Source organism: Paenibacillus sp. cl6col, from assembly GCF_900102125.1.
GTDB classification, from domain to species: Bacteria; Bacillota; Bacilli; order Paenibacillales; family Paenibacillaceae; genus Paenibacillus_B; species Paenibacillus_B suaedae.
In genome coordinates this window covers 253,767-272,689 of sequence record NZ_FNAZ01000004.1, presented here as the reverse complement: position 1 = coordinate 272,689, position 18,923 = coordinate 253,767, and the positions used below count along the sequence as shown (strand labels likewise).

At 48.5% G+C, this 18,923-nt stretch carries 17 protein-coding genes and 1 pseudogene; 9 read left to right on the top strand and 9 right to left on the bottom strand.

The annotated features are described in order from the left end of the window. Window positions 1–164 precede the first annotated feature (164 nt). Both BLS15_RS13095 and BLS15_RS13090 read left to right on the top strand, forming a co-directional pair. Complete coding sequence (locus tag BLS15_RS13095; RefSeq protein WP_028533552.1) at window positions 165–2,024, top strand: cache domain-containing sensor histidine kinase; 1,860 nt, start codon at window positions 165–167, stop codon at window positions 2,022–2,024. A gap of 1 nt (window position 2,025) precedes the next feature. Next, a complete protein-coding gene (locus tag BLS15_RS13090) occupies window positions 2,026–3,744 on the top strand; it encodes a response regulator (protein WP_231515198.1) in 1,719 nt (572 codons plus the stop codon). A 125-nt stretch (window positions 3,745–3,869) separates the two neighbouring features. On the opposite strand, the gene BLS15_RS29825 is transcribed toward BLS15_RS13090, so the two are convergent. The 5 genes from BLS15_RS29825 to BLS15_RS13070 all read right to left on the bottom strand — a co-directional run bounded on the left by BLS15_RS29825 (window position 3,870) and on the right by BLS15_RS13070 (window position 8,379). Beyond that, the gene (locus tag BLS15_RS29825; protein ID WP_265332130.1) at window positions 3,870–4,001 is read right to left on the bottom strand and encodes a hypothetical protein; all 132 of its coding nucleotides are present in this window, start codon (window positions 3,999–4,001) and stop codon (window positions 3,870–3,872) included. Window positions 4,002–4,186: 185 nt separating this feature from the next. Further along, on the bottom strand, window positions 4,187–5,290 hold the full coding sequence (locus BLS15_RS13085; RefSeq protein ID WP_028533550.1) for a GerAB/ArcD/ProY family transporter: 1,104 nt from the start codon (window positions 5,288–5,290) through the stop codon (window positions 4,187–4,189). Window positions 5,291–5,319: 29 nt separating this feature from the next. Next, on the bottom strand, window positions 5,320–5,559 hold the full coding sequence (locus tag BLS15_RS13080) for a hypothetical protein (protein WP_021256247.1): 240 nt from the start codon (window positions 5,557–5,559) through the stop codon (window positions 5,320–5,322). Then, window positions 5,559–6,749 carry a Ger(x)C family spore germination protein gene (locus BLS15_RS13075; RefSeq protein WP_028533549.1) on the bottom strand — a complete coding sequence of 397 codons (1,191 nt, stop codon included), beginning with the start codon at window positions 6,747–6,749 and terminating at the stop codon, window positions 5,559–5,561. Before BLS15_RS13075 ends, BLS15_RS13080 begins: the two co-directional genes overlap by 1 nt. A 94-nt stretch (window positions 6,750–6,843) precedes the next feature. Beyond that, window positions 6,844–8,379, bottom strand: coding sequence for a spore germination protein (locus tag BLS15_RS13070; protein WP_090511882.1), 1,536 nt, complete (start codon window positions 8,377–8,379; stop codon window positions 6,844–6,846). Window positions 8,380–8,579: 200 nt separating this feature from the next. Here BLS15_RS13070 and BLS15_RS13065 point away from each other — a divergent pair, with 200 nt between their 5' ends. From BLS15_RS13065 to BLS15_RS13055, 3 genes are all read left to right on the top strand, one after another. Then, entirely contained in the window at window positions 8,580–9,044 is a 465-nt protein-coding gene (locus BLS15_RS13065; RefSeq protein ID WP_021256250.1) for a MarR family winged helix-turn-helix transcriptional regulator, read from the top strand. A 127-nt stretch (window positions 9,045–9,171) separates the two neighbouring features. After that, window positions 9,172–9,570, top strand: a complete 399-nt coding sequence (locus BLS15_RS13060; protein WP_090511878.1) for a DoxX family protein — start codon at window positions 9,172–9,174, stop codon at window positions 9,568–9,570. A gap of 124 nt (window positions 9,571–9,694) precedes the next feature. Further along, the gene (locus BLS15_RS13055; protein WP_090511873.1) at window positions 9,695–10,414 is read left to right on the top strand and encodes a pirin family protein; all 720 of its coding nucleotides are present in this window, start codon (window positions 9,695–9,697) and stop codon (window positions 10,412–10,414) included. A 128-nt stretch (window positions 10,415–10,542) separates the two neighbouring features. On the opposite strand, the gene BLS15_RS13050 is transcribed toward BLS15_RS13055, so the two are convergent. Further along, window positions 10,543–11,214 carry an N-acetylmuramoyl-L-alanine amidase family protein gene (locus BLS15_RS13050; protein WP_028533547.1) on the bottom strand — a complete coding sequence of 224 codons (672 nt, stop codon included), beginning with the start codon at window positions 11,212–11,214 and terminating at the stop codon, window positions 10,543–10,545. Between the two features lie 464 nt (window positions 11,215–11,678). Here BLS15_RS13050 and BLS15_RS13045 point away from each other — a divergent pair, with 464 nt between their 5' ends. Further along, window positions 11,679–13,397 carry a phospho-sugar mutase gene (locus BLS15_RS13045; RefSeq protein ID WP_028533546.1) on the top strand — a complete coding sequence of 573 codons (1,719 nt, stop codon included), beginning with the start codon at window positions 11,679–11,681 and terminating at the stop codon, window positions 13,395–13,397. Window positions 13,398–13,777: 380 nt separating this feature from the next. Here the strand turns inward: BLS15_RS13045 and BLS15_RS13040 are convergent. Continuing rightward, window positions 13,778–13,879, bottom strand: a pseudogene (locus BLS15_RS13040) (sodium/hydrogen exchanger); the annotation flags it as partial. Window positions 13,880–14,077: 198 nt separating this feature from the next. Here BLS15_RS13040 and BLS15_RS13035 point away from each other — a divergent pair. Beyond that, window positions 14,078–15,157, top strand: a complete 1,080-nt coding sequence (locus BLS15_RS13035) for a M42 family metallopeptidase (protein WP_028533545.1) — start codon at window positions 14,078–14,080, stop codon at window positions 15,155–15,157. A gap of 146 nt (window positions 15,158–15,303) precedes the next feature. Here BLS15_RS13035 and BLS15_RS13030 read toward each other — a convergent pair whose 3' ends face one another. Both BLS15_RS13030 and BLS15_RS13025 read right to left on the bottom strand, forming a co-directional pair. After that, entirely contained in the window at window positions 15,304–15,816 is a 513-nt protein-coding gene (locus BLS15_RS13030) for a dihydrofolate reductase family protein (protein WP_028533544.1), read from the bottom strand. A 161-nt stretch (window positions 15,817–15,977) separates the two neighbouring features. Further along, on the bottom strand, window positions 15,978–16,751 hold the full coding sequence (locus tag BLS15_RS13025) for an AAA family ATPase (protein ID WP_028533543.1): 774 nt from the start codon (window positions 16,749–16,751) through the stop codon (window positions 15,978–15,980). 105 nt (window positions 16,752–16,856) lie between these two features. Here BLS15_RS13025 and msrA point away from each other — a divergent pair, with 105 nt between their 5' ends. Both msrA and BLS15_RS13015 read left to right on the top strand, forming a co-directional pair. Then, window positions 16,857–17,444, top strand: a complete 588-nt coding sequence (gene msrA, locus BLS15_RS13020; RefSeq protein ID WP_081819975.1) for a peptide-methionine (S)-S-oxide reductase MsrA — start codon at window positions 16,857–16,859, stop codon at window positions 17,442–17,444. Between the two features lie 126 nt (window positions 17,445–17,570). Further along, window positions 17,571–18,866, top strand: coding sequence for an SMI1/KNR4 family protein (locus BLS15_RS13015; protein ID WP_028533541.1), 1,296 nt, complete (start codon window positions 17,571–17,573; stop codon window positions 18,864–18,866). Window positions 18,867–18,923 lie beyond the last annotated feature (57 nt).

The following is an 18,923-nucleotide window of genomic DNA, read 5'->3' as shown; positions in this document are numbered from 1 at the left end:
ACTCTCTCCTTTTCAACAGAAATAATAGAGGTTATTCGTTCTTGTTGCTTTCAGTATGCACGCGAATGTAAACGGTTACCACAGATGGTCTTGAACGAAAAGGTGGAATATATTGACCCCCTCCCAATGTAAGCGTTACACTGTGAATCTGAGGGGGCGAATGTATGCGGTGGAACAGTATCCGTACCAAACTTATTTTATTTATGCTCATTGCCACTATCGTCCCGACTGTAGCGACGATGATCATTTCATACAGCTATACGACGGATTCACTAGAGAAGCGCGCCATTGAGCAAAGCCATCAGCTAATGTTCCAAGGGAAGACGAACTTAGCGAATTTCGTGGACAATTTGAACCGTGCCTCCTTAACGATCTATACCGACTATGAATTTTATCGCCAGCTGGACAGAGGCTATGACGATTACACGTTCGATTCCTATACCTATGTCACGCTGCAAAATATGGCATCGTCTATGAACGGAATATGGCAGGTGTACTTCTATCGCACCGAAACGAAGCGCGCCTCGCTGGTCATTCAGAGCGTGCCTCGGCGCATCTACGATGCGAAGCTCTATGAGGATACAGCCCGCTATGCGAAGAACGGCATTCAGATGCAGCCTACACATTTAAGCCATACGTACGGGTTCTCCTCGTCACCGTTCTACTTCCCGAGTGTACAGGTATTCACCTTGCACCGGCCGATTTACCGCATCCCGGCCAACGATCGCATTGGGATGCTGTCAGTCGATGTGAAGCTTGAATCACTCGCTCAAATTATGGATCAGCTGTACACGCAGGAGCAGGAAAGCATCTATCTGCTAGATGATTCCGGACACGTCTTCTACGCAGATGACCGACAAATCATTGGACAGCAGCTCGAAGCAAGCTGGTACAACCGCGAACAAATCAACAAGAAAGAAAGTGGCCACTACGAGCAGAATGGAGCCATTTTCATTCATGAGCGCGTTGCGACGCCGCTGGCGAATTGGACGCTCGTGAAGAAGATACCGAAATCGTACTTGCTGCAGGAGGCGAATCAGGCCGCAGTCATTAACATGATGCTCATCGCCCTGTCGCTGATTGTCATCATTATTGCTACGATCGTCGTATCGTTCCGCATTACAAAGCCGATACGTCAGCTCGTCCGCTACATCAACCAAGTGCAAACGGGGAACTTGCGCGTAAATATCCAACCTGTCAGCAACGATGAGATCGGCGTCGTCCTGAAGCGATTCCGCAATATGATGGATATGATCAACAACCTTATTTTGCGGGAATATCAGCTTGAGCTTGCGAACAAATCAAACCAGCTCAAAGCGCTGCAGGCCCAAATTAACCCGCATTTCATGAACAATGCGCTGCAATCGATTGGAACACTGGCGCTGCAGCATAATGCGCCGCATATTTATAAGCTTGTCACCGCGCTGGGTAAGATGATGCGCTACAGCATGTATACGGACAAGAGCACAGCAACCGTGCAAGAAGAGCTCGAACATGTGAAGGCCTATTTGCAGCTGCAATTACAGCGATTCGAAGACACTTTCCAAGCCGTATTCGATATTGACGAGCGAACGCTGGACACTCAAGTGCCGAAGATGACGCTGCAGCCTCTCGTCGAGAACTATTTCAAGCACGGAATAGACCGTTCCGTACCGAGTGGGCAGCTTGCCATTCGCACCAGATATATTGAGCGAACAGAACAAGCACAAGGCATAGTTGTCCCCTGTCTGCAGCTAATCGTTGAAGATAACGGTCGAGGCATGACCTTGATGCGTAGAATCGAACTGAACGAGAGGCTGAAGGAGGTACATCCAGAGCTGCTGGGCACACGAACAAGCCATACCTTGTCACGGGACGAATTCGTCTCGGATTCCTCCTCTGGCTCGCCGTCCAGCATTGGACTGGTCAATGTGCTCGCCCGGCTGCAGCTGTTCACCGACGGCAAATCTACGATGAGAGTCGAGGAGCAGGATCCACAAGGCACTCGTATTGTGATAGAGCTGGAATTGGAGCGTGATAACTAACATGATGAAGGCATTAATCGTAGACGATGAGAAGCACGTACGGGATGCAATCCGATTGCTTGTAGAATGGGATACACACGGAATTGATACGATTATGGAGGCTGCGGACGGCGAGCAGGCTGTCGAACTGATTCAACAGCACAAGCCTCAGCTGGTCATGACCGACATGATGATGCCGACCATGAGCGGAACAGCGCTTATGGAGTGGATGAGCCGCCATGCTCCTTCAAGCAAGATCATTGCCATCAGCGGGCATGATGATTTCTCACTCGTTCGCCATGCTATGCAGCATGGTGGCATGGATTATATATTGAAACCAATCGACCCCGATGCAGTTAATAACGCCATCGGCAAGGCGGTCGCCGCGTGGAAGCAAGAGGAGGACGTTCGCCAATCAAGCCAGCAGCAGCGCATGCAAGCCAACGAATTCAAGCCAATGCTGGCTGAGAAGCTGTGGTCTGGTTTATTGGACGATCCTTGTGTCTATGAAGGAAATGTGCGCAGATTGCAGCGCGAGTTCTATCTCCCCGAAGCCATCACGTGCGCTCGGCTTGCTGTAGCTCGAATTCACGCAGGGCACGTCAATTGGCGCGGGAAATTCGGCGAGAATAGACATCTGCTATTCTACTCGCTTGTCAATATTGCCGATGAACTGCTGAACGGCAAGACCTACGCATCGGATGGGCAGCGTAATCACGTATCGACTTGCGGCACCGCTTTCCGCTATGGCGCCCCGGAAGGCGAGCTTATTATCCTCATGTGGGATTCTCCCATGCGGCTGGAGGCTGTGCTGGATCAACTGAATGCCGGGCTGGAACAGACCTTCAAGCACCGACTGCACTTCGGTGTATCGAGTTCATTCTCCCTACCCGCAGGAATCTCCGCCGGATATGCCGAAGCCAAACATGCGTTAATGCACCGCAATTTGCTCAAGCACAGAACGCATATCCATAAGTCTAAGGTTACAACGGAATCATTAGCGGATGAGACCGCGCGAATCGCTTCTCCCCCTCAGCATACGGGAGTCTCCAAGCAGATCCGACTTGCCTCCTTCGAGGAGGAATGGAGACTTGCTCTGTTAAGCGGGCATAAAGAACAGCTCCGTCAGGCCGTGCACGCCTTCATCGAAGCACAGAAGCAGCTGTCGCAGCTAACCCCGGATATGCTTATTGGGTGGATGAAGGAGTGGGAAGCCTTTCGTGTTCGGATGGAGCAAGCTGCCGCTCCAGATGCCGCTTCAGTTGAGGAAATGCACGCTGGTATACCAGATCAGATGTCTATTCACTTCCATTGTCCCGAATGTATGGATGATTTCTCATGGAGCGACTGGGAGCAGGCCTGGCTGTCTTCCCTTACTCAGCTGTCCGGCCTGCTGGTGCAGCAAAAGAAGGAAGAACAGCACATCATTTATGATATCGCCAAGTACGTGGAGCAGCACTATCATGAGGAGGTATCGCTGCAGGATATCGCGCAGCGCTTCTATGTAAGCCGCGAATACATCTCTCGCAAATTCAAGCAGCAGCTCGGCATTAACCTGTCTGACTATATAACGAATATTCGCATGGACAAAGCACTCCGGCTGCTGCTCAACCCCCACCTGCGCATCGCTCAGGTGGCCGAGATGGTTGGGTATCAGGATGAGAAATATTTCAGTAAAGTATTCAAGAAGACACAAGGCATGTCACCAAACACATATCGCAAGCAGCAAATGAATCCGTAACCGTACTATATTGCAGAACAGGGGCGTCCCATGAATAGAAGCGAAAGCTACCCTCATAGAACGCCCCATCTTTTATTATAAAAACAAAGCTATTCTCTAGGGGCATAGCTATGCTATGCATCTAATCAGCGGAAAGGGCCGCCCAGCAAAGTAAGGGTAACGACCGCGTTAGCTCCCTCCAGTGTACCTATCCACAAATACTTCCGACTATCGGAGAATTTGCGCTTATGACGAGACTTGGTAGTAAGAATGATCATGCACACTCCTTATAGGTGTCAGGTACCGCCCGAAAGCGGTTACTTTGCGAAATCACCGTCATTCCACCCTCTGGCACTATCATCGTCAATCAAGACTGCTGCGATGCAGCGCCGAAATTTCAACATAGCAGTGGTACGATCCACCTGAAAGAGTAGCATTCGCTTATTAGATAGAAATTACGGCATTAATCTCGTGTTTCCTTATGTAAGATCCGCCTCTTCTTCCACCACGCAATGATAAGCAGAAGCAGTGGATACACGAGCAGCACAGTTGCAGAAAAAAGAGGCTCCGTTGTCATAAATAAATCCACCATATCCTGCAAATTATCGGAAATCCAGAAACTCATCGCGATGATGAGAACGCCAATCGGAAAAATGATTGGCCGATAATCCTTGAGCTTCAACCACTGCGCGGTTCCAAGCACAAGCACGTAATACCAGGCGGCAATTTGTACGAAGCCCCCCATTACCCATAGAACGACTACCACCGCCTCCACATGTTCAAAGAAACCTGCAAGGCTGATGTAGCGAGACGCCACAAATACAGGGAACGTGAACATGGATGTCAGCGGACCAAATAAAAACAAGCAAACGAAATTCGTGAGCACCATGGTAAGCAGCGTAAGGATTAGCGGTGATAAGCTCCATTTTAGTCGGCTGCGGTTGCCGATTGCATAAGGAAGGAAAAATCCGATCAACAAAAATTCCAAAAACCAAGTTGCGGGTGTAATCGAACCCTTCAATACCGGCCTCCATCCATTGTTCAAAATCGGGAACACCTCTGTTGCACTCAGCTCAGGAAGGAGAAACAAAGGGATGCAGACCAATAAAATCATAAACAAAGGAGCGATGAGCAAGGCAAACTTGCCAATGACTTCAATCCCTCCACGGATAGCTACTGCACTTACGAATATAAGAGCTGTATTGATGACTGTCTCAGGCGTACGAATAAGGAGGGAACCGACGATAAACTCTCCATATTCCCTTACAATGAGCCCTGCTCCATGCAGTAGGAAAAATAGGAGCACTCCGTTCGCCATCATCCCGGCCCAGCGTCCAATGAGTGCGGGTGCATACTCGACCATCGTCATCTCGGGATAGTACCGATTTAGGCGCATGGCAATATATAGTGTGATAAATCCCGCTACCGAGCCAATAATCGATGTCATCCATGCATCTCGGCCCGCGATTTGGGAAGCTACCGTTGGAATCACGAGCACGGCTGTAGCGCACACCATCAAATAGGTCAGCATGCACAGCTGCGGCCAAGTTATTCGCCCTCGTTCCATACCCTTGCCAACTCCCTCTTTTTATTGGATTATGATGGTTGCTTCAACCACAACAACAGCGGCTTATATACGAAATCAATCCATTGTCGGGGCGACGTCCACGGCGGGAACTGGCTTACAGAAACAACAACGACCCAGGCGAGCCCCCACAACACAAAAAACACACGTTTTTCTCTGTCATTCTGCTTGGAAAAAGTACCGATCTTCCATTCCCAGATCAGATTGACAATCAACAGCAGGCTCATTCCCGCTAGAAAATAGTTCCCCATTAATGCACACCCGCCTTCTGCTCAATGGTGCTTGTGATGCTGCCTGGCCTCTCAATCAGGGCATGTACATCAATTTCGGTTTTCATGTTGGCATAAATGCGATCCCAATTTGGCCCGATCTGCTCTTTCCACTGTGAAGGATACTTTCGATGCACACGTGCTGCGAAATCGAACACATCGGCGGTCAGCTTCTGCTGTGAAGTCTTAATAGATTGCTTAATCAGCTGCTCAATGTTCGCTTCTATCCGGGTTTCCGCTTGACGCGCTTGATCAGAATCAGACACGTCCAGCCTCGTGCTATTTTGCGTCATATCCATGAAGGCAACCAGCTTCATATGCATTGTCAGCTGCTTTCCATCCCAATACGGATCGAACGTCAACGTATTGCGGCGAACTCGAAGCGACAAACAGTCCTTTCCATCCCCTTCCTTGCACAAAGAGACCGTTAAACGCTTCTTCTCCCCACGCAGCCACATCACACCAACCACATCTTTACCGCCTATTTCGCCAACATAATGATCCTTTTTGAAGACTGACAGCTTATCTATCGAAGGGACACGGACACCAAGTTCGCTCGTCTTCCATTCCACATACGGTGCAAACCCCATCGATGAATCTCCAGCCATCATCTTCATATAATCAAGCAGCGTAACATCCCATATTGAACGCGACTTGCCAAGATCCTTAAACATCTCTGCAACGTTTTGATGGAGCTGAGGCATCGACTTGAGAAAATCACTTGCTTCCCCATCTGTAATAAATATAAGCGCATGTTCACGCGGATTCTGATATCGCAGGAAGAAGTCGAAATGCTTCAGCAGCCCCTCTTGTGCCAGCTTTTTGCTAATTACGTACACTTCCGTTTGTCCCCAAAATATATATCTCGGCATCTTATTTTGCAGCTCAAATACGGCCTCGCCAAGTGTTTTCCCATTTGCCGAGAATACTGTCGTTGAGCCTCCTCCCCCCTCCTTGCCCCCGCTGGACGTAGCCGAAGCTCCTCCTTCCTTAGGGACATATACCTGCAATGTCGTCTTTATCCCCCCATCCCCGTCCTGATCCAATCCGGCAGCAAGAATAATGGAGAGCTGCTCAATTTCAGTCCGATCCCAGCAGCTTGCAAGCAGGGGTACCAGCAGACAGAGAAGAATTATGCTTGCTAAATATCGAATCACCCGAGTCAAATGCATACTCACCTCTATCCTCCATGAGAATAATCAACCCTAAAGGCTTTCTTGACATGACAGCATCCCGTTTCTTATTCTCTGCCTATCAAGCTGCCTTCTAGGTTCCCCCTCTGCCTCTGCTACCCCCGACTTCCATTCGCGCAGATACATCGCGCTCCATTTGGGTATTCTCCGTCCATACGGGAACACGAAGAAAAATATCTTTGAGCTCTTCTTTGCGCATTGGCGCAATTCCTGACATATAAGGGATACCGAACGATCTCAATGTAAACAGATGTGTCATCAGCAATATGACCCCCATCATTAATCCCAGCATGCCTAGCATGCCCGAGAGGATCATCATAGGAAAGCGCAGCAGCCGCACGGCGATTCCCAAGTTGTAATGCGGCACTAAAAATGAGGATACCCCTGTAATCGCGACAACCATAACCATTGGAGCAGAGACGAGCCCTGCAGTTATTGCGGCTTGACCAATAACGAGAGCACCGACGATGCTGATTGCAGAACCAACCTGCTGTGGCAGCCGCGCGCCCGCTTCACGAAGCGCCTCGAACATAATCTCCATCAAGAACGCCTCTACAAGCGCTGGAAATGGGACTTGGCTGCGGGCTTTAGCCATCGTTAATATGAGAGCAGTTGGAATCATCTCCTGATGGTAGGTGATAATGGCTACATAAAGAGAGGGACCAATTAATGAAATCACGAGGCAAATGTAGCGCAGCCAGCGGATGATGGTGCCGAAGTGGTGGCGCTCATAGTAATCCTCAGGAGATTGCAAGAACGATGCCCACAGTCCTGGCGCAATGAGGGCAACTGGCGACCCATCAACCAATATGACGATACGTCCCTCAAGTAAATGGGAGGAAGCTACATCTGGACGCTCTGTAGTAAGTAACTGGGGAAATGGAGATGCCGGCATATCCTCCAAGCATTCTTCCACATAACCGCTGTCCAGCACACTTTGCAAGGACATGCCTTCCAGACGCTTCCGCACTTCTTCCAGCAATCGGGGGTCCACAATGCCTTCTATATAGACGTACCGGATTTCTGTGAGAGTCAATTCACCACGCTTTAACGACACCATCTTCAACCGTGGTGTTCGAACACGACGACGAAGCAATGCTGCGTTTGTCTGCAGCGTTTCTACGAATCCATCCCTTGGGCCGCGTACCACCGATTCCGCAGACGGCTCTGATACGCCCCGCTGATCGAACTTTATCGCATCAATCGTAAATCCAGCAGATGAACGGTGAGGTATAAGCAAGGTCAAGCCTGCTAATACTGCTTCCATTGCCGCCTCCATTGAATGAGTCGGCGTCACCTTCACAGCCGTAACCGTTCGCAGAATATCCTCTGCCAGTACATTAGCGGAGTCTGGCTTGTCCGGATAACGCTGCTTTAGCGGTTCAATAATATGCTCATCCAGCATCGCCGTATCCGTCAGCCCATCCAGATAACATAAGGTAGCCTTCTTGCCTCCCTGCAACTCGAAGGTGTAAAAAATCATGTCTTCACACTGCCGAAAGCAATCCTTCAAGAAGACAACATTGTTCTCTCCATAGGAGGACCATTCTACATTTTGCGGCATACCTGCTTGTGCAGTTCCGTTATGCTGCTCTTCTGTTGTAGGCATATAACCCCTCCTCCTTCGAAGTTCCCTACACTGAATACTGACTCTGTACCGAGTCTCCGTCTTCTCCCAATATAGGATTACATGTTCAACTGAAAATTATGAGTTGACAAAGAGTTTTGGGCATGATATATTTATCTCGAATTGGAGATATTAATTTTCAAGATATCAAAACTCCTTACCATAAAGGTGGTGAATGACAGATGACCAGACCTCGTACGGATGCATTCGATCCCGAGATTCAACAATCATTGAAGCTGTTCGTTGTCCTATCCCGCGCATCTAGGGCACTAATGGATTACGCCCAGCAGGATATGAAGCATTATGAGCTCAATCCGTCCGAATTTGCGGTCATGGAATTGCTCTATCATAAGGGTTCTACCCCTATCCAGCAGATTGGCGGCAAGATTTTGCTGGCAAGCGGCACAATGACCTATGTGATCGACAAGCTCGTGAAGAAGGGACTGCTGCAGCGAAGACCTTGCGAGAAAGATCGTCGCGTCATATACGCTGAACTGACACCTGAAGGAGAAGCCGTCATTGGCGACATATTCCCAAGGCACGCAGAGGCTCTTCACGAAGCCGTGAATGGAATGTCTTCGGAGGACAAGGAGCAACTCATTAGCTTATTGAAAAAATTGGGGCAGAGCGTCCCTTCACCGAAATAGCCCTTTTCATCAGAGAAGGGTTTCATTTTGAACTAATATCTCGAATTCGAGATTCTCAGTCAAGTACTTTAACAAATAAACAGGTAAGAAGAACGTTCTTACCTTACATTATTAGGAGGAATATTATATGTTGGCAGATTACGGTTTATTGATTATTCGTCTCGTTATTGGATTGACGATGATGGGACACGGAGCACAGAAGCTGTTCGGATGGTTTGGCGGTTACGGAATTAAAGGTACAGGCGGCTGGTTCGAGTCTATCGGAATGCGTCCTGGCCCACTCATGGCGCTGATGGCTGGGTTGACTGAGCTTGCCGGTGGCTTACTGTTCGGGCTCGGCTTCCTCACATGGCTTGGCGCAGCATTTATTGTCGGTACAATGCTTGTTGCGATTGTGAAGGTCCATGGGGCGAACGGCTACTGGGTAACGTCGAACGGGATTGAATACAACGTGATGCTGATTGCAGCTGCCATCGGTGTTGCACTGATTGGCGCAGGCTCCTTGTCTCTGGACGCATTGCTGTAACTTTTCAGCATTATCCAATTATTAATCGTTCACTAACGCAATTAATCAAAGACTCTGTTCATCAAGGCATACAACTGCCGAACCTAATCGTACAGAATATGAACCATAGTGGGAGGACTCTACAATGAACACGACAATGAAACGTTCCATCCAACGGGCTGGAGACCGCTATCATAACAACCATGGTTGGTTGAAGACATACTTCAGCTTCTCCTTCGCTGATTACTATGATCCAGAAAATATGCACTTCAGCGAACTGCGTGTACTAAATGATGACCATATTGCGCCGGGTACTGGTTTCGGTCTACATCCCCATAAAAACATGGAAATCGTAACCGTCGTCTTGAAAGGTGCACTGGAGCATAAGGACAGCACAGGCAACCGCGAAATTATCGTGCCTGGTCAAATTCAACGCATGAGCGCCGGAACAGGGATCTACCATGGTGAAGCGAATGCGTCCAGCTCTGAGCCGCTTGAATTGCTGCAATTATGGTTTATGCCGGAACGACTCGGGATCGACCCATCCTATGAGACGCATACTTACGGCTTGGAATCTATCCAGAACCGCCTGCTTCCGGTCGTATCCAATCACGCAGAAGAGCTTGGAACTGCCCATATTCATCAAGATATGACGATGTATTTGGGCCAATTCCCAGAGGGAGAAGAAGCGACTATCGAACTACGACCGAACCGCTCCCTGTATGTATTCGTGATGGAAGGCGAAGTTGGCTTCGAGGACGGTGAAGTACTACATCGTCGAGATGCAGCTCGTATCAAGAATGCCGATACGATGAAGTTCCACTTCAGACCAGGCACTCATGTGATGGTCATCGATTTGCCTTAATCATTTTTCTCTATTTTGCCCCCTTCCCAATTCATATATAATAAAAGAACAAGGGATGCACTGAAGTGCACCCCTTGTTCTTTTTATATCTACATTTCAATTTGTACCCTGCTCTCTTACATTCCGTATTAACGCAGCACATCTATGATTCCATCAACAATTGTCTTAGCCGCTTGTTCTTGAAAAGCCTGCGACTTCATTCGCTTCTCATCATCATGATTGGAGATGTATCCAAGCTCAAGTAGGATCGACGGTCTTGAATTATCCCGCAGCACCATGTAATCTCCTACATGAACGCCGCGATCTCGCATATTGAAGCTCTGCTTCAGATGCTCATGCATCGTGTTGGCAAGCTGCCAATTGTTATCATCGTAATAGTAGGTCGTCATTCCTTCTGCTTCTCCCGTATCGAAAGCATCATAATGAACGCTCACATAGAGATCTGCTGACTTCTCTTCAGCGACGTCAATTCGCTGCTGCAAAGATACCGTCTCGTCCTGCTCTCTTGTGACCACGACCTGTGCGCCTGTCCGTCGCTGAAGTTCGCGCTTAATCGCCTGAACGGTCTGCAGCGTCACATTCTTCTCCAGTGTGCCCTGCTGGCCAACCGAACCTGAATCCTGTCCCCCATGGCCGGGGTCAAGGACGATCGTCTTCCCTACTAGTTGCTGTCCTCCGCCCTCAGGTGAGTGCAGTAGGACATGTTCCTCCTGTGAACCATGTACATCCTGCATATAAACATAAGTCGAGAGCCCCAAGAATAGGAGCGCCGATAAACATACCATAGTCAATCTTTTCATTCGTAGACTACCTCTTCCCTTCTCTATCAATCTCGTTGATGAAACTAGTTTACTAGCCTCATATCAAGATGAGATAAAGATCGGGTAAAGAAAAAAGCCACTTTCTTGGAGAAAGTGGCTACAGCAGCGCTTTCATTGTTATTGCTGCCTCTTATACTAGTAAAATTGACACAACAATTACCAAGAACGAACTGCATTGAATCTGGTCACAGAAGCGCCTCCTGCAGTCTGTTCACAGATAACGGGATATTCATCTTCGATACACGCTTTCCGACCTCAGACGAGCTGCTTCAAGCATCATTTTGGTTTGTAAATCATATATTTGTTTCATTGTTCAACAGACTCTACATGATTAGGAATAAAAAGGAATCTATGATTTTTACACATGCATGAACCTTCATTATCCAGTACAATAGGGAAAGTAACCGTCAGGTAAATGATTCTTTTGAAGGAGGATTTCACGAATGGACACTGCACTGCATGCACAACAAGCCTACGATGCGTGGCTGAACGATGCACACATTGATGAGGCGACGAAGGCAGAATTGCAGCAGATTGCTGACAACGAACGAGAAATTACAGACCGTTTCTATAAAGACTTGGAATTTGGTACAGGTGGCTTGCGCGGCGTTATTGGCGCGGGCAGCAACCGCATGAATGTATATACAGTAGGCAAAGCCACTCAAGGTCTTGCCCAATACTTGAAGTCAGAAGAAGCCGCTCCTTCCGTCGCGATTGCTTACGACTCTCGCCACTTCTCTCCAGAGTTCGCGCTTGAAGCAGCCTTGGTTCTAGCAGGCAATGGGGTAAAGGCATACGTATTCGAAAGTCTACGCCCTACTCCTGAGCTGTCTTTCTCTGTGCGGAACCTGAAGGCAAGCGCAGGCATCGTGGTAACGGCAAGCCACAACCCGCCAGAGTACAACGGGTACAAAGTATACGGCAACGATGGTGGACAAATTACACCACATACAGCATCGCGGGTCATTGCTGAAATTCGCGGCATCGAATCATTCGCGAGCATTCAGAAGCTAACCCGTGAGGAAGCAGAAGCACAAGGACTCCTCGTGTGGCTTGGACAGGAAATGGATGAAGCATACATAAATGCCGTTGCTTCCGTCAGCCAAAATGAAGATATCATTCGCGCATCCAACGATTCATTCCGTGTACTCTTCACACCGCTTCATGGTACAGGCAACAAGCCTGTACGTGCTGTATTGGATCGCATCGGCTTCCAGCAGGTTCGCGTCGTAGCGGAACAAGAGCTTCCAGACGGCAGCTTCCCTACCGTGAAGTCACCGAATCCAGAAGAGCGTGAGGCATTCAGCATTGCCATTGAGCAGGCTAAATCTTGGGATGCGGACATCATCATGGGTACAGACCCGGATGCAGACCGCATGGGTGCTGTTGTGAAGAATGCGGACGGTGAATATGTCGTACTGACCGGCAATCAGTCCGGAGCGATCATGGTACATTATTTGCTGGACGCGATGAAGACCAAGGGGACATTGCCAGCGAATGGAGCTGTGATCAAAACAATCGTAACGAGTGAGCTCGGTTCAGCAATCGCTCAATCCTTCGGCATGACGGTATTCAACACGCTCACTGGCTTCAAATATATCGGCGAGAAGATGACAGAATTCGATCGCACAGGTGAGCATACCTTCATCTTCGGCTACGAAGAAAGCTATGGCTATTTGGCAGGCAACTATGCACGCGATAAGGACGCTGTTATCGCAGCTATGCTCATCAGTGAAGCTGGAGCTTATTACAAAGCACAAGGCAAGACATTGTACGAAGTGCTGCAAGATTTGTATGCGCAGCACGGTCATTATCTCGAAGGCCTGCAAACACGTACGTTGAAAGGTGTGGAAGGCGTAGCGATCATCCAAGGTATTATGAATAATTGGCGTGAAGATGCTCCTTCTACAGCAGGCGGTGTGGCCATCACCTTGACTGAAGACTTCGCACAAGGCCTATATGATCTGCCGAAGGAAAATGTACTGAAGTTCCACCTCGAAGATGGCAGCTGGTTCTGCCTCCGTCCATCCGGAACCGAACCGAAGATTAAGATGTACTTCGCCGTGAAGGGCTCGACTGGCGAAGATGCTGCAGCACGCTTGCAGCGCGTATCGGAAGACGTAATGTCACGTATTGATGCATTTATTCAAGCGCAATCCTAATATCCATTATTGTGTTATCAAATAGATGTAATTTGCGCCGCCGTCTCGGCTTTCTCTGCGGGATGGCGTTATCATGACGCAGCATCGAACAAAAAAACAGCAGCTCCGGAGCATCAGATGCTCTGGAGCTGCTGTTTTTCTTTATCCGTATGCGTTTCCGATTAAATATTCTTGCAGTGTATTCTAATATACTAATCCGTTGCGCTGCTTCGCCTTGGCGTCCCTTTATTCTTTTCCGTTACGTAACCCCGATTTGGTATGCCTTTATACGTTTCCATTGCACACTCTGACACGATACACCATTATGCTTCCCTTATACGGTAAGCTCAATTTACCTCTTCAGCTCTTCCACGTACTCAACCGAGCCTGTAACAATCAGCGACGACCGGAATAATCGTCAGCCTGAATCGGTGCAGAGCAATTGGCGTCAGGAAGGCAACAATCAGTACGATAACCAGTGATGTTAACGAATGATGATCCAATTCAATTCCTCCTTATCTCTAGCTTCATGCGCTTACTTAGTGTGGCATCATGAAACAGTGTTGAAAATGTTCATCTCTTTCTTTCCATTTCATACCTCAGCAGCAAGACATGTTCCTCGTGATACACGCTTGCATCCTGCATCAAATCGGTTCATACTAAAATGATGAACAGGCTTTAGTGATGAAAGGAGCAATCCCATGCAACAGGAAACGTTAGAATTATTCCGCACGCTGACGGAATTCCCTTCCGCTCCCGGCTTCGAACGGGAACTGCGTGCCTTGGTAAAAACTGAATTATCCAAATATACAGATGAATTCGTGCATGATGCACTCGGCAGTGTCTTCGGCGTTATGCGCGGCGACGAGCAAGGCCCTCGCGTTATGGTAGCCGGCCATCTCGATGAAGTTGGCTTCATGATCACGCAAATTACACCAAACGGGATGTTGAAGTTCCAACCGCTTGGCGGCTGGTGGGGACAAGTTGTACTCGCCCAGCAGGTTGAAGTTATTACGCCAAACGGCCCACTTCCAGGTGTTGTAGGCTCCATTCCGAAGCATCTGCTTGACGAAGCTACAGCGAACAAGCCTGTAGACGTGAAGCATATGTACATCGACATCGGTGCAGACAGCCGTGAAGAGGCTGAACAGGCGGGCGTTCGCCCTGGACAACAAATCGTTCCGGTCTGCAAATTCACTCCATTGCTTAATCCGAAGAAAATTATGGCTAAAGCATGGGACAATCGTTATGGTGTTGGACTTGCCATTGAATTGATGAAGGAACTTCATCGTGAGCAATTCAAGCTTCCAAATACATTATTCTGCGGTGCAACTGTTCAAGAAGAGGTTGGTCTTCGCGGAGCCCGTACATCTGCCAACTTGATTCAGCCCGATATCTTCTATGCACTGGATTGCAGCGCAGCGAATGATATGACGGGTGACGTGAATTCCTTCGGCCATCTCGGCAAAGGTGCATTGCTTCGCATCCTCGATCCTACGATGATTACACATCGCGGTCTCGTGGAGTTCATCCAAGATATTGCGGATACATTTCGCATTCCGTATCAATACTTTGTATCTCCAGGCGGGACAGATGCTGGCCAAGTGCATTTGAGCAACAAGGGTGTTCCTTCGACGGTCATCGGCGTATGCGGCCGCTACATCCATACACCTGCTTCGATCGTTCATACAGACGATATCGACGCAGCCAAAGAACTGCTTGTTCAACTGGTGAAGCATACTGACCGTACAACGTACAACACGATTGTAGAACGTTCGTAACGTTATTTCTTAAACCAAAATCGGCAATATGTAAACGAGATTGTACTTAGATGGATTCAACAAGAGCGCAGAACACTGTTCGTATGAACAGCGTCTGCGCTCTTGTTGTAAGGCTGAATCCCAAGAAATGAAAGATTCATTCCCTGTTATGAACGGGAATAATGCAGCTCTACGAGCCCCGAAGAATAGCTGTGCGTGCCAAGCAGATGATAGGTACGCATCGTATGATGCTGTGGAAATAAAGGGATGCCCCCTCCAAGCAGTATAGGATGGATGAAGAGGCGAAGTTCGTCTACCCATCTTTCCTCCAGCATTCTGCCGATGATCTGCGCACCGCCTACAATCCATACTTGACGCTCCTTATCTCCGAGCTTCGCTGACAAAGAAGCCGTATCGGGAACATATGTCACGTAATCATCGCGACCTTGGCGGCTTGTCGTTAGCACATAGGTCTCCTTGCCTTCATAAGGATAGGCGCCGAAAGTCAACACTTGATCATAGGTGTGTCTGCCCATAATAAGCGTATCGATCGAACGGTAGAAATCCTCGTAACCGTAGTCTTGATCGGTGAACAGCCAATCAACATCACCATTGTCACGTGCCACATAGCCGTCCAGACTTATCGCAATATAGACATGATAACGCGAACTGTGCGCCATTCTTGCATCTCCTTTTCCATACCTATAGCAGGCTTCACTATACATAGCATACGGCAATGGACATTTACTCATTCACGGCTTCAGGAATCGGTTCTTATCCACTCACTTCCCTATATCCCCCCGATGATCCCACACACGACACATGGATGCCTCTCTACAAATCAATCCTCATCCGCTTCGAACAGCGTTCGAATCATAGCCCCCCGATCATTCATGAAGCTCTTCGTAATGATATAATGATCTGTCTCTTCCAGCTCCACCAGATGAACCCCATCTTCATTGAGCTGCCAGATCTCCGCATTCGGATAGGACATCAAGATCGGAGAATGAGTTGCGATAATGAACTGCGACTGCTTGTTCACAAGCTCGTGCATCCGTGCAAGGAGCGTCATCTGGCGGAGCGGCGACAGAGCCGCTTCAGGCTCGTCCATCATATACATTCCGCGCCCGCCGAAGCGGTGCAGGAACGTATTCAGAAATGACTCCCCGTGCGACTGCTCATGGAGTGATTTCCCCCCGAACGATTCCTTAATTTTCGGGCCTGGAGATGCGATTGCATCCAGTTCTTCAATATTTGTCGCCACATTATAATAACTCTCCGCACGCAAGAAGAAACCGTCCCTCGGGCGCTGAACCCCCCGAGACAGCCTCAGATAGCGATATAGTTCAGAGTGTGTTGCAGATGTCGAAAATGAAAAATTCATTGAGCCGCCTTCTGGATTGAAGCCCCAAGCAACAGCAAGCCCCTCCAGCAAGGTAGACTTCCCTGTACCGTTCTCCCCGACAATAAAGGTAACAGGTTTGCGAAATGCAAGCTGGTCGAGAGAACGGATCGCGGTAAGATCAAAGGGATACTGATGGAAGGAAGGTACTTGTTCACGCAATAACGTTATTTGCCGCAAATAGAGTGGCGAAGATTCAAATAGGGAATTCATAGGCTCATTCCTCCTTGGCAGGTGAATCGTCTCGCGGTACACTGTTAGACAAGGCTGCGAGAAGTACAACCACATTATCTATGATTAGGAACAGGGAGGGCAACTATGATGACAACGTCTGCCGATCAATCCACATCCAGCACGTCTGAAGTGCAGAACAATAGAACCGCTACCGCAACATTCGCGGGGGGATGCTTCTGGTGTATGGTGAAGCCATTTGACCAATGGGATGGCGTCTATCGCGTCGTATCTGGCTATACGGGTGGGCATACCCCGAATCCTACATACGAGCAAGTAAAAAAGCAGACGACCGGTCATCTGGAGGCCGTACAAATTACATACAATCCAGACATCATCTCGTATAGCACGATGCTTGAACTGTTCTGGGCGCAAATCGATCCAACCGATGACGGCGGCCAATTCCAAGATCGCGGTGAATCGTATACGGCGGCTATCTTTGTGCACAATGAGGAACAGCGCCAACTAGCTGAGGCATCCAAGCTGGCACTTGCTGAGAGTGAACGCTTCGACAAGCCTATCGTGACGCCAATACGCGATGCTGCCCCCTTCTATCCTGCGGAAGACTATCATCAAGACTACTATCGCAAGGAACCGGAACATTATAAGGAGGATCGCTCCAAGTCAGGGCGCGATGAATTTATCGCTCAGCATTGGAGAACGACAGATATGTAATGTCATGCAGTGGAATCATCCTTCTTATTTTCAATATGATCTGAAACGGAGGGACAGACGATCGAAACGGAACAATTCGTACACGCCTTTACCGAGTGGATACCACATCAAGCCATAGCCACGGGAGTGCAAGCTGATGACTTCAAGCATATTGAAGCACTCACAGGATGCATGCTGCCCGATAATTTCAAGCAATTATATGTCATGCATAATGGAGAACTACCTGGCGAGCATCTATTGATACTAGGGTTCTACTGGTTGAGTCTGCAAAATATTGAATATGAAATCCGCCTTCAACTAGAGATTGCCTCCAACTATGAGTTCGACACGATCTCGTACCAGAAGGACTATATCCAGGAAGTCACTTGGAACCCCGGCTGGATCCCGTTTGCTGCCGATGGTTCAGGCAATTTTATCGCGCTTGATCTTGCACCTGGCCCAAAAGGCACGAAAGGGCAGATCATTAGCTGCGGCCGCGATGAACAAGAAATGGTCGTCATAGCCGATTCACTGGAATCCTTTTATTCCTTTATCCTTGATCAGTTTCAGGCAGGACGCTGCGTATACGATCAGGAGAATCAGTACGTTCTATGGAAAACAGGCCATTTATTCGATGAATTGAAGGAGCTTCTACTTCCCACCGACGGTGCGGATGAAGCAGAATTCACTAACTGGTGGAGTCGCTTGGATGAACGATGGAAACAGGAGCTCATACGTGTCCTTGGCAAAGAACCAAGCTCCTTCACACCAATCGAGGCTGTACGTTTCTTTTTTGTATGCGACGAGGAAATTACTGACCTGTCTCCCCTCTCTACATTCAAGAACGTCAGAGAATTGTGCCTGCTTCGCCAATCGATCCAAGACATCAGTCCCATTTTGACTCTGGTCGATTTGAAAAAGCTCAGTCTGGCGCAAATGCCTACAATTACGGATATCTCGCCGCTGGCAGCACTTCCCGCATTACAGGAGCTCAGCCTGTATAAAGCTGGCGTAACGGATATTCAATCCCTTCCGCAATTCCCGGCTCTTAAGAAGGTAGGGCTGGAAGGCTTGCAGCTGGATTCGCTGGAACCACTCTCCCAGTGCAAAAAATTGCAGGAATTGTCCCTCTCCGATATCCCTGAATCTGCGTATAAAGTGCTCTCTCGCCTCAAAAATATGAAGCAGTTGGAGATAGAGGGAACGGTCAGAAACATTGATTTCTTAGCAAATATGAAGAAGCTCGTGTCGTTGAAATTAGAAAAGGCGGAAGATGGCCGCTATGATATATTGACAACACTGCCGAAATTGAAACATCTCATCTGCAGCTATGAGGTATTTCAAGCTACGCATTCGCGATTTGAGCAGAAAATTCAATACACATTAATGGGCAACACGACTGAGGCTGAAATGGAGACATACCAAGATTACGTCTTGAATTAAGCAGAACGAACGGATTGCATAGTTATGACAGCATACAAAAAACAGCAGCCCGCACAT